This is a genomic window from Bacteroides sp. LFL-34 (genome assembly GCF_027257075.1).
Lineage (GTDB): Bacteria > Bacteroidota > Bacteroidia > Bacteroidales > Bacteroidaceae > Bacteroides > Bacteroides ovatus.
In genome coordinates this window covers 1-12588 of sequence record NZ_JAPQKZ010000048.1, presented here as the reverse complement: position 1 = coordinate 12588, position 12588 = coordinate 1, and the positions used below count along the sequence as shown (strand labels likewise).

At 44.0% G+C, this 12588-nt stretch carries 7 protein-coding genes, 2 tRNA genes and 1 pseudogene; all 10 read left to right on the top strand.

Annotation, left to right across the window (positions count from 1 at the left end; translation table 11 throughout):
• The first annotated feature begins 6 nt into the window (after positions 1-6).
• The 10 genes and pseudogenes from yaaA to N5O98_RS22070 all read left to right on the top strand — a co-directional run bounded on the left by yaaA (position 7) and on the right by N5O98_RS22070 (position 12366).
• A complete protein-coding gene (gene yaaA / locus N5O98_RS22115) occupies positions 7-780 on the top strand; it encodes a peroxide stress protein YaaA (RefSeq protein ID WP_004308638.1) in 774 nt (257 codons plus the stop codon).
• Positions 781-783: 3 nt separating this feature from the next.
• Positions 784-1329, top strand: a complete 546-nt coding sequence (locus N5O98_RS22110) for a sugar O-acetyltransferase (RefSeq protein ID WP_004297187.1) — start codon at positions 784-786, stop codon at positions 1327-1329.
• Between the two features lie 187 nt (positions 1330-1516).
• Positions 1517-1591 (top strand) — tRNA-Val (locus N5O98_RS22105).
• A gap of 35 nt (positions 1592-1626) precedes the next feature.
• Positions 1627-1701: transfer RNA gene (locus tag N5O98_RS22100), tRNA-Val, on the top strand.
• A 141-nt stretch (positions 1702-1842) separates the two neighbouring features.
• The gene (purB, locus tag N5O98_RS22095; protein ID WP_008650420.1) at positions 1843-3189 is read left to right on the top strand and encodes an adenylosuccinate lyase; all 1347 of its coding nucleotides are present in this window, start codon (positions 1843-1845) and stop codon (positions 3187-3189) included.
• A 74-nt stretch (positions 3190-3263) separates the two neighbouring features.
• Entirely contained in the window at positions 3264-4763 is a 1500-nt protein-coding gene (locus tag N5O98_RS22090) for a pseudouridine synthase (RefSeq protein ID WP_118161548.1), read from the top strand.
• A 105-nt stretch (positions 4764-4868) separates the two neighbouring features.
• A complete protein-coding gene (gene asnS, locus N5O98_RS22085; RefSeq protein ID WP_004297192.1) occupies positions 4869-6272 on the top strand; it encodes an asparagine--tRNA ligase in 1404 nt (467 codons plus the stop codon).
• Positions 6273-6411: 139 nt separating this feature from the next.
• Positions 6412-6903 (top strand): DUF4488 domain-containing protein, encoded by a 492-nt coding sequence (locus tag N5O98_RS22080; RefSeq protein WP_004305582.1) that lies wholly within the window; start codon positions 6412-6414, stop codon positions 6901-6903.
• 257 nt (positions 6904-7160) lie between these two features.
• Positions 7161-8369, top strand: a complete 1209-nt coding sequence (locus N5O98_RS22075) for a glycoside hydrolase family 88 protein (protein ID WP_004308642.1) — start codon at positions 7161-7163, stop codon at positions 8367-8369.
• Positions 8370-8564: 195 nt separating this feature from the next.
• Positions 8565-12366, top strand: a pseudogene (locus N5O98_RS22070) (hybrid sensor histidine kinase/response regulator transcription factor).
• Positions 12367-12588 lie beyond the last annotated feature (222 nt).

Sequence of the window (12588 nt, the reverse complement as noted above, 5' to 3'; positions counted from 1 at the left end):
TTAACAATGTTAGTACTTCTATCTTGTGCCAAGACTATGAGTGAAACTTCAAAGGTGAAAGTTCCTTTGAAAACGGTTCCACGATTTCAAAAAGAAGCTTCCGGGATTGCTTTGCAGATGTCACAGTTTTCGGTGGACGAACTGGAACGCCTGTTGCGTGTGAATGCTAAAATAGCTGTGGAAAATTACAAGCGTTATCAGGCTTTTCATGCGGAGGGTACACCGGAACTGCCTGCTTTATTGGCTTATACCGGAATTGTGTTCAAACGGTTGAATGCAAAAGATTTCTCGAAAGTAGAATTTGAATATGCGCAGGAACACTTGCGGCTGACTTCTTTTTGTTATGGACTGTTGAGGCCTTTGGACGTTATTCGTTCCTATCGGTTGGAAGGAGATGTAGTGCTGCCTGAACCGGGTAATCAGACGATGTTTTCTTATTGGCAGTCCCGTTTGACGGATGTGTTCATTGAAGACATCAAGAAAGCCGGCGGCATACTTTGCAATTTGGCCAGTGACGAGATGAAAAGCTTGTTTGATTGGAAGCGGGTGGAAAAAGAGGTGCATGTCATCACTCCCGAATTTCAAGTATGGAAGAATGGAAAATTGGCTTCGATAGTAATATATATCAAAATGTCCCGTGGTGAAATGACACGGTTCATTCTGAAGAATCGAATTGAAAATCCGGAGGATCTGAAAAGCTTCTCTTGGGAAGGGTTTGAATTTAACGAATCTCTTTCGAACGAAAAGAAGTTTGTATTTACTAACGGCAAAGAAATATAAGGTATGACGGAAGTTGAGAAGATGCGTAGTAGCCAGTTGGCTGATATGTCTGCACCGGAGTTGCAGGTACGTTTTGAACATGCCAAAAAACTATTGGCACGTATGCGGGGAATGAGTACGTACGATGAGGGTTATAGAGAATTATTGGATAAGTTGGTACCGGGGATTCCTGAAACTTCCATTATATGCCCGCCTTTCCATTGCGATCACGGAGACGGAATCAAGTTGGGTGAACATGTGTTTGTTAATGCCAATTGCACTTTCCTGGATGGAGGATATATCACAATTGGTACTCATACACTGGTCGGTCCTTGTGTGCAGATTTATACGCCTCATCATCCGATGGATTATCAGGAAAGAAGAGGCTCTAAGGAATATGCTTATCCGGTGACGATTGGCGAAGACTGCTGGATTGGTGGCGGCGCTATTATCTGTCCCGGTGTGACGATTGGTAATCGTTGTGTGATAGGAGCGGGGAGTGTTGTGACGAAAGATATTCCCGACGACAGTGTTGCAGTCGGGAATCCGGCACGGGTGATTCGTAAATAAGTTGCTTTATCTGGTAGACAGACTGGACGAAGTGAAAGTTGTGAGAAAAAAAACTTTTTTGTATTATTTGTTGATAATCAGAGCTTTTCTTTATTGCGCAAAAACTTTCTTGAAAAATAATACATGAAATGTTTGCAGAATTCAAAAAATGCCGTACCTTTGCATCGCTTTTGAAACGGAAGTGTACGGGCGTTTAGCTCAGCTGGTTCAGAGCATCTGCCTTACAAGCAGAGGGTCGGCGGTTCGAATCCGTCAACGCCCACACAAAAAAACGAAACACTTCCGGCTCATTAACAAGGGCGTTTAGCTCAGCTGGTTCAGAGCATCTGCCTTACAAGCAGAGGGTCGGCGGTTCGAATCCGTCAACGCCCACTATAAAACAGAGTCTTACGAAGAAATTCGTGAGGCTTTTTTTATTTCTTACCGCTTTTATACAAACTTTCTCTATCCTTTTGCTCTATAACTCAGGAAAAAGAGTTAATTTTGCAGTCTGATAATTATCTAAGAAAACGTATGGAACTTGATGTATTAACGGCCATATCTCCGATTGATGGTCGATATAGAGGCAAAACTAAAGCTTTGGCAGCTTATTTCTCTGAATTTGCACTGATTAAATACCGTGTACAGGTAGAGGTGGAATACTTTATCACCTTGTGCGAACTCCCTTTGCCGCAATTAAAAGGAATCGATAGCAATGTGTACGAAACTTTACGGAATATCTACCGTAACTTCTCTGAAGCAGACGCACAGCGCATTAAAGATATCGAAAGTGTAACTAACCACGACGTGAAAGCTGTAGAATACTTCCTGAAAGAAGAATTTGACAAGATGGGCGGAATGGATGACTACAAAGAGTTTATCCACTTCGGATTGACTTCTCAGGATATTAACAATACGTCTGTTCCTCTTTCTATCAAAGAAGCATTGGAACAGGTTTACTATCCGTTGATTGAAGAACTGATTGCACAGTTGAAGACTTATGCAACAGAATGGGCTAACATTCCAATGCTTGCCAAAACTCACGGTCAACCGGCTTCTCCTACTCGTTTAGGCAAGGAAGTGATGGTATTCGTTTACCGTCTCGAACGTCAGCTGGCTATGCTGAAGGCATGTCCGATTACCGCTAAGTTTGGTGGTGCTACCGGAAATTACAATGCGCATCATGTAGCTTATCCTCAATATGACTGGAAACAATTCGGTAATCGGTTTGTTGCAGAGAAACTGGGATTGGAGCGCGAAGAATATACAACGCAGATTTCGAACTATGATAACCTTTCTGCTGTTTTTGATAGTATGAAGCGTATCAATACGATTATGGTCGATATGAATCGTGACTTCTGGCAGTACATCTCTATGGAGTACTTCAAGCAGAAGATCAAAGCCGGAGAAGTGGGTTCGAGTGCCATGCCGCATAAAGTGAATCCGATTGACTTTGAAAATGCGGAAGGTAACCTGGGTATAGCAACGTCTATCCTGGAACATTTGGCTGTGAAACTTCCTGTTTCCCGTTTGCAGCGCGACTTGACAGACTCGACAGTGCTGCGTAATGTAGGTGTGCCTTTCGGTCATATCGTGATTGCTATTCAGAGTTCTTTGAAGGGATTGCGTAAACTGTTGCTGAACGAACCAGCTATCTATCGTGACTTGGATAACTGTTGGAGCGTAGTGGCAGAAGCTATTCAAACTATTCTGCGCCGTGAGGCTTATCCGCATCCGTATGAAGCTTTGAAAGCGTTAACCCGCACCAACCAAGCTATTACAGAAAGTTCTATTAAAGAGTTTATCGAAGAATTGAATGTAAGCGAAGATATTAAAAAAGAGTTAAGAGCAATCACTCCCCATACATATACGGGGCTTTAATTGTTTACTTATATAATAAACGTGTTTTTTAAATAGGCCGTGAGGCCAAAGTCTAATTTTATTCGAATAAAAAAATGAGCACAGAAAACGAAGAATGGCGCGAAAATTCTTTCAATGAAGAGAATACAGGTGCCGGCCGTGATGGTAACAGGTCTTACAACAGAGAAGGTGGAGAACGTCCGTATCGCCCTTCTTACAACCGTGAAGGCGGGGATCGTCCGTATCGCCCGCGATTTAATGCCAACAATGAAGGAGGCGAACGCCCGCAGCGTTCGTACGGTGACCGCTCTTATGGCGACCGTCCCCAACGTCCTTCTTACAATCGTGAAGGTGGAGATCGTCCGTATCGTCCTCGCTTCAATAACAATAATGAAGGAGGTGAACGCCCGCAACGTCCTTACAACCGCGAAGGTGGTTCTTATGACCGTCCTCAACGTCCTTCTTACAACCGTGAAGGTGGTTCTTATGACCGTCCTCAACGTCCCCGTTTCAATAGCGGCGAAGGTGGTGAGCGTCCGTCTTATGGCGACCGTCCTCAACGTCCTTCTTACAACCGTGAAGGTGGCGACCGTCCTTACCGTCCCCGCTTTAATAACGGCGAAGGTGGCGACCGTCCTCAACGTCCTTCTTACAACCGTGAAGGTGGTGACCGTCCGTATCGTCCCCGTTTCAATAACGGCGAAGGTGGCGGCTATCGCAGCAATAACGGCGGTGGGGGAGGTTACCGTCCGAGATACAACAATGACCGTTCACAAGGAGGCTATCGTCCTCGTCCGCGTACCGGCGATTATGATCCGAATGCTAAGTATAGCGTAAAGAAACAGATCGAGTACAAGGAACAGTTTGTTGATCCGAATGAACCGATTCGTCTGAATAAGTTCCTGGCTAATGCCGGTGTTTGTTCACGTCGCGAGGCTGATGAGTTTATCACAGCAGGTGTGGTTTCTGTAAACGGTGAGGTAGTAACGGAATTGGGTACAAAGATCAAGCGTTCGGATGTGGTTAAGTTCCACGACGAACCGGTAAGCATTGAACGCAAGGTATATGTATTGCTGAATAAACCGAAAGATACCGTTACTACATCGGACGATCCGCAGGAACGCCGTACAGTAATGGATTTGGTGAAAGGCGCTTGCAACGAACGTATTTATCCGGTAGGACGTCTGGACCGTAACACGACTGGTGTACTGTTACTGACGAATGACGGTGATCTGGCTTCCAAGCTGACACACCCGAAATTCCTGAAGAAGAAAATTTATCATGTTCATCTGGACAAGAACCTGACTAAAGCAGATATGGAGCAGATTGCAGCTGGTATCCAGTTGGAAGATGGCGAAATCCATGCAGATGCGATCAGCTATACAGATGATTTCAAGAAAGACCAGGTAGGTATCGAAATTCACTCCGGTAAGAACCGTATCGTTCGCCGTATTTTCGAATCACTGGGTTATAAAGTAGTAAAACTCGACCGTGTATTCTTCGCCGGGCTGACCAAAAAAGGTCTGCGTCGCGGAGACTGGCGTTACCTGTCGGAAGCAGAAGTAAACTACCTCCGCATGGGTTCGTTTGAGTAATAAGTCAATAAATAACAACTTGACAGAGGACGGGGAAAGAAAGCAGGAAAGAATTCATCCTGCATTTGAAACCTCGTCTTCTTGTATCTAAAAAGAAAAAGTTAAATGGAAAAGATTGGTAGAACAAAAATTGTTGACCTGTTGAAGCGCACAGACATTGGCGCTATGGTTAATGTGAAAGGATGGGTTCGCACCCGTAGAGGTAGCAAACAAGTAAACTTTATCGCACTGAATGACGGTTCTACAATAAATAATTTGCAGATCGTAGTAGATTTGGCTAATTTCGATGAAGAGATGCTGAAACTGATTACTACCGGCGCTTGTATCAGCGTGAACGGAGAAATGGTAGAATCAGTGGGTTCCGGACAGAAAGTGGAAGTACAGGCTCGTGAAATCGAAGTGCTGGGTACTTGCGATAATACATATCCATTACAGAAGAAAGGCCACTCTATGGAATTCTTGCGCGAGATTGCTCACTTGCGTCCGCGTACCAATACATTCGGTGCTGTGTTCCGCATCCGTCACAACATGGCGATTGCTATTCACAAGTTCTTCCATGAAAAGGGCTTCTTCTATTTCCATACGCCGATCATTACGGCTTCCGATTGTGAAGGTGCCGGACAGATGTTCCAAGTGACTACCATGAACCTGTATGACTTGAAGAAAGACGAGAGAGGTTCTATCTCTTATGAAGATGATTTCTTCGGTAAGCAGGCAAGTCTGACTGTTTCCGGTCAGCTGGAAGGTGAGCTGGCAGCTACTGCTTTGGGCGCTATCTACACATTCGGTCCTACGTTCCGTGCCGAAAACTCCAACACTCCCCGCCACTTGGCAGAGTTCTGGATGATTGAGCCGGAAGTGGCTTTCAACGACATTACAGACAACATGGACTTGGCAGAAGAGTTCATCAAATATTGTGTGAAATGGGCGTTGGATAACTGTGCGGATGATGTGAAGTTCCTGAACGATATGTTCGACAAAGGCTTGATTGAACGTCTGCAAGGTGTATTGAAAGATGATTTCGTACGTTTGCCTTATACAGATGGTATCAAGATTCTTGAAGAAGCTGTTGCGAAAGGACATAAGTTCGAATTCCCGGTTTACTGGGGCGTGGACCTGGCTTCCGAACACGAACGTTTCTTAGTGGAAGAACACTTCAAACGTCCGGTGATTCTGACTGACTATCCGAAGGAAATCAAGGCCTTCTATATGAAGCAGAACGAAGACGGTAAGACTGTACGTGCCATGGACGTTCTTTTCCCGAAAATTGGTGAAATTATCGGTGGTTCTGAACGTGAAGCCGACTATAACAAGCTGATGACCCGTATTGAAGAAATGCACATCCCGATGAAGGATATGTGGTGGTATCTGGATACCCGTAAGTTCGGTACTTGTCCTCACTCCGGTTTCGGATTAGGGTTCGAACGTCTGTTATTGTTTGTAACAGGTATGGCGAATATCCGTGACGTGATACCGTTCCCGCGTACACCAAGAAATGCTGATTTCTAATATTTCGGTATATTTATGTAAAACTCGCATAATCTTCAGGTTATGCGAGTTTTTTTATGCTCTGAATTGCTGTATTCTCAAAATAAATCTTTATATTTGGAAATACGCATTCGAGAGTGTTAACTAAAATAATACAACAATGAAAAAGCTCTATTTCTTTACCATGCTTTCAATAATGTTGTTAGCGGTAACAGGTGCGACGGCCCAGAAGAAAACCAAATTCAAAGCGGCCGATTTGAAAGGTATTTGGCAGCTCTGCCATTATGTATCCGAGTCTCCCGATGTTCCGGGAGCGTTGAAACCCAGTAATACATTTAAAGTATTGAGTGATGACGGACAAATCGTTAACTTTACCATTATTCCCGGTGCGGATGCAATTATTACTGGATATGGTACTTATAAACAACTCACGGACGATTCTTATAAGGAAAGCATCGAGAAGAACATTCATCTCCCGATGCTGGACAATCAGGACAATATTTTGGAATTTGAGATTAAAGACAATGATTATCTCCATCTGAAATATTTTATCAAGAATGATTTGAATGGAAATGAGTTGAACACCTGGTATTATGAAACCTGGAAGAGGGTGGAAATGCCGGCTAAATTTCCGGAAGATATTGTGAGATAGAAGAGCGCGTACTTTTGGGTGGAGGCACGGATTTTGCAAAAGGCTGCATAGTTGTTTGGTTATGCCTGACAACAGCTTATTTGGTAAAATCCGTGCCTGTTTTTCTATAAAAGATAAAAACAAAGCACTTTTGGACAAAATCAAAGTCCGTAGAAATAGAAACAAAAATGAAAAAATAGATTTGCAAAGGGTTTGTCTGCGACTTGCTCTAACTTTGTTGCCAGTAATAGAATACAGTAACAAAATAAAGTGGAACAATGAAAAACAAACTTTTACTGGCGGTAGGGAGTATGGCGCTCCTGACTGCTTGCGATGCTTCAAAAGGAAATGAGATGGCATGGTTTGATCATGCAGTGAAAACATCGGGACATCAGTTGCTCTATATGGCAGAACAATTGAAGAATGAACCGGATACCGCCTGTTTTCCCCGTTCTATTAAAGAAGGAAAGTACAGACTGGAGCACCCCACAGATTGGACGAGTGGTTTCTATCCCGGTTCCATGTGGCTGGCATACGAGTTGACCGGTGATGAGGCTCTCGCAAAAGAGGCGCGTAAATATACGGACCGTCTGCAGGATATGCAATATTATACGGGTAATCACGATTTGGGTTTTATGATGTTTTGCAGTTATGGGCAGGGCATCCGTTTGAAACCGGAGCCAACGGACAGTTTGATTCTGATTCATTCTTCAGAAAGCTTGTGCTCCCGTTTTCGTCCGGAAGTCGGACTGATTCGTTCGTGGGATTTCGGCGATTGGAGTTATCCGGTGATTATTGATAATATGATGAACCTTGAAATGCTGTTCTGGGCTTCGGAGCAAACCAATAATCCGAAATATCGTGAAATAGCCATCTCTCATGCCGACAAAACGTTGAAGAATCACTTTCGGGAGGACATGACCTCCTACCATGTGGTGAGCTATCTGGCAGATAGCGGTGAGGTAGAGTCGAAAGGAACCTTTCAGGGATATGCCGATTCTTCTGCTTGGGCGCGTGGACAGGCTTGGGGAGTGTATGGTTATACCATGTGTTATCGCTTCACTAAGCAACAGAGCTATCTGGATGCCGCTCATAAAATAGCGCGGTTCATTATCGATCACCGTCCGTCCGAAAATGACTATGTACCTTATTGGGATTATGATGCTCCTAATATTCCGAATGAACCGCGGGATGCTTCTGCGGCTGCCGTAACAGCTTCTGCATTACTGGAGTTGAGTGGTTATGGCGACAAGAAACAAGGGGAAGAATATTTCCGTTATGCGGAGCATATCCTGAAACAGTTATCCTCTGATGATTATTTGGCCCAGGAAGGAGGAAATCATGGCTTCATCCTGTTACATTCGGTTGGCAGTTTCCCGCATGACAGTGAAATTGATACTCCGCTCAATTATGCTGATTATTATTATCTGGAAGCCTTGAAACGTTATAAAGATCTGAAAGAAAAATCAGAAAATCCGTCTTACTAACTTGAAGAGAAACCGTAAAAAATTTAAAGTTCAGGGCAACCGCATCTAAAATATGAATTTATAACTGTCGGACTTTGGCGCAGTTGTCCTGTTTTGAGCCGATGCCGGTCCTTTATATGAGTTAAAAAACGGGATTCATTTATCAGATTGAATTGAAAATACTTATCTTTACGATAAATTCTTCAATATTAGCTCATGAAAGACCGACATTTGCTATTTAGATACCTATTCGGATTAACCGTTTGCATTTTATTTTTTCCTTTGGCTGTATCGGCCGCCGACAGCTTCATCCATTTTAAGCGATTATCCGTAGATGACGGGCTGTCGCAAAATACTGTGCTCGCTCTGACACAAGATCATAATAATAAGATTTGGGTAGGCACCATAGACGGACTGAACTGGTATGAAGGTTCCCGCTTCGTTTCGTATTATAAAGCGCCGGATGAATGACGGTTTCCTGTTGGGAACTTCGGAAGGTGTCTATTTCTATTATGTACGCAACGAAAACGTGACCCGGCTTCTTCTCCAGTTGAAAGGAGAAACCATCTCCGATATGCTCTATGACGACAAAACCGGCAACTGTTGGCTGGCTTCATTGACAAACGGGGTGTATTGTGTGGATAACAACTTTCAAATAAAACATCATTATAACAAGCAAAATACTCCTGCTTATTTCCTTACGAACTCGGTCAGGACATTGTCCGGAGATGATAAAGGAAGGGTTTGGATAGGAACCATGGAAGGTTTGCTTATCCTTGAACCGGAGACGGGAACTTTCCGTATCTGTCGTTTTTCTCCTGAAGATCCGACTACCTTGGGCCATAATTCCATCCGTTCTATCTTGAAAGATAATCAAGGGGGAATGTGGATCGGTACATTTTACGGCGGGCTTAATTATTATCATCCTCTCGCTCCGGCATTCGGACGCTTGCAACATTCCGCCTGGAGGAATTCGTTAAGTGATAACACAGTGAGTTGTATTGCCGAAGACCCGGATAATGGCAATCTCTGGATTGGCACGAACGACGGCGGATTAAATTATTATAACCGGAAAACCGGAGTCTTTTCATATTACCGGACGGGTACTTCCGCCAATGCTTTAAAGTCGGACAATATAAAATGTATATGGACGGACAAGGATGGAAGTGTCTATATCGGCACTCATGGAGGGGGAATGAGTCGTCTGCATCACCGGAGTGGCAGGATAGAAACATATTCCTTTCCCCATTCTACTTCCCTGACTAACAGTTGTTACTCCTTATTGGACGGAACGGATGGAACGCTTTGGGTAGGCGGCATGAGCGGGCTTTACCTTTTCGACAAACAGACCGGCGAACTGTCACAGCATCCATTAGCTAAAAAGCATAAAAAGTTGGAGAATGTATTGATATATACCTTGTTTCGCGATTCAAAAGGAAGAATCTGGATTGGTACGGAAGAGAGCCTGTTTTTGTATGCCGGCGGGAAACTGGAAGAACTGCATCTTTCTTCTTCGGCTTATCTGCATGGGTTGATACAGGCTTTCTGTGTACAGGAGGATAGCCGTCATGAAATCTGGATCGGTTCTTCCACAGGATTATATTGCTATAAGGAAGGAGCACCGACTGCCTGGAAACACTATACGATGAAAGACGGTTTGCCAAATGACTTTATTTATAATATACTGGAAGATGAACGGGGGCGTTTATGGTTGACAACTAACAAGGGACTGGCTTGCTTTAATACGGAGGAGGGTACTTTCCTCAACTATACGAAGCAGGACGGATTGCCTCACGATCAGTTTAACTATTTCGGAGCTTGCAAAGCGCACGATGGTACATTCTTCCTGGGGTCTCTTGGGGGCGTTGCCTATTTCAAGCCATACGAATTGGGTGATAATCCATATTCCCCGGATGCGGTAGTGACAGGAGCCGTTGTCTTAAATCAGGTGATTACGGATATGAAAAGTGAACGGGTACGTTATTATCAGGACGAGCAAGGGCGGATGCTGGGTATGTCGTTCCCTTCCGATCAGAAACTTTTTAATATCCGGTTTGCCGTTATCAACTATTTGGCTGGCAAGCGGAACCAGTTCGTTTACAAATTGGAAGGCTTTGAAACCGAGTGGAACTACTCCCGCCATGTTTCCTTTGCACGGGCAAGTTATTCCAATCTCCCGCCCGGTGAGTATGTATTCAAGGTGAAGGCATGTAACAACAATGGAAAGTGGAGTGAGGCGACCACTGAATTTTTTGTGCATATCATTCCGATGTGGTATCAGACCTGGTGGGCAAAGACACTTTTCATCTTCTTTTCTGTAGGGCTTCTCGTCTTTGTGATCTATTTTTTTATTGCTCGTGCCAAAATGAAGATGCAAGTCCGGATCGAACAGATAGAACGAAACAAGATAGAAGAAATCAGTCAGGAGAAAGTACGTTTTTACATGAATATGTCTCATGAGTTGCGTACTCCGTTGAGTCTGATACTGGCTCCGTTGGAGGAACTCTTGGGGCAGAGCAATCTGAAAGGAACTCCGGTACAGCAGAAACTGGATTACGTTTATAAGAACGGTCGTAAGTTGTTGCACATTGTCAACCAGTTGCTGGATTTCCGTAAAGCCGAAGCAGGTGTAATGCCCATTCATGTTGCGCAGGTGAATGTAGAAGGACTGTTGCAAGATGCTTTTGCCCTGTTTAAAGAAAATGCGCAGAAGCGTGCTATCAGCTTTCATATAAAATCCGATCTGGAAGGACGGTTGTTTCCGGCGGACCGGACGTATGTAGAGACTATCTTGATGAACCTGTTGTCTAACGCCTTTAAGTTTACACCGGACGGCGGAAGTATTTTGCTTTCCTTATGGACAGAGGGAGATACCTATGGTTTCACGGTAAGAGATAGCGGAATCGGTATGTCTCCGGAACAGCTAACCCGTATTTTCGAACGTTTCTATCAGGTAGACGGTCAGCGAAAGGGGACGGGTATCGGGCTGTCATTGGTGAAGATGCTTGTGGAAAAGCATCACGGCACTATTACGGTAGCAAGCGAACCAGCTCAATATACCGAATTTAAAGTCACGCTACCTGCTGATATGGCTGCCTTCACGGAGAAAGAACGTGAATTGCCGACACATGAAGTCGAAACATCTGCTTCTCTCCGGGAGCTTCCGGTGGCTGATGAATATTTCTCTGGTGATGCGTCGGCTATAGTTGCAGAAGAACTATCGGACGGTGATCAGATAGAAGCCGGCAGTGAGGAAGAGCGTCCTACTATCTTGTTGGTAGATGACAATAAAGAGATGGTGGATTACCTGAAAGATAATTTCCGGCAGAACTATGTGACGCTGACCGCCGGAAACGGCGAAGAAGCATTGGCTATTATGAAAGAGCACCGTGTGGACATTGTCCTTTCCGACGTGATGATGCCGGGTATTGCCGGTATCAAACTTTGCCAGCTTATTAAACGAAATCTGCAAACCTGCCATATTCCCGTCCTGCTGTTGTCTGCCAAAGGAAGTGTCGATGCACAGACGGAGGGTATTCAGGCTGGAGCGGATGATTACATTGCCAAACCGTTCTCGATTCATTTATTGAAAGGAAAAATAGCTAATCAACTGAAAGCACGCCAGCGGTTGAAACACTATTATTCGAATACGATTGATATAGATACTGCTAAAATGACTTCGAATAATCTGGATGAGGAATTCATGAGCAAAGCTATTCAGGTAGTAGAAGAAAATATCAGTAATGAAGACTTCACCTCTGATGAGTTGGCAAGTCAGCTTTGTATGAGCCGTTCGTCACTGTATCTCAAGATGAATTCCATATCCGGTGAACCGCCTGCCAACTTTATCCGGCGCATCCGTTTTAATAAGGCGTGTAAATTGTTGCTTGAAGGGCGCTACTCCATTTCGGAGATTAGCGGAATGGTAGGCTTCGGATCTTCTTCTTACTTCTCTACCAGTTTCAAGAAGTATGTCGGTTGTCTGCCATCGGAGTATGTGAAGCAGCATACAAAGTAATTGTTTTGCGGTTATGCATTTGTTCACCACAGAGGACGCGGAGGACACAGAGGTGAAGTGCAGAAATGAATGAGAGTTTTTTGTCTACTATAAAGTTGAAAAAGGTTCTTCGTCAAATTTGGTGGTAATCTCTTTTTTATTTCAACTGTCTTCTTCTTTCTTAATCCTATTAAAAGTTGTAGATATGTTTGCTTTTTAGTAACTTTAAAGACACCACATCAT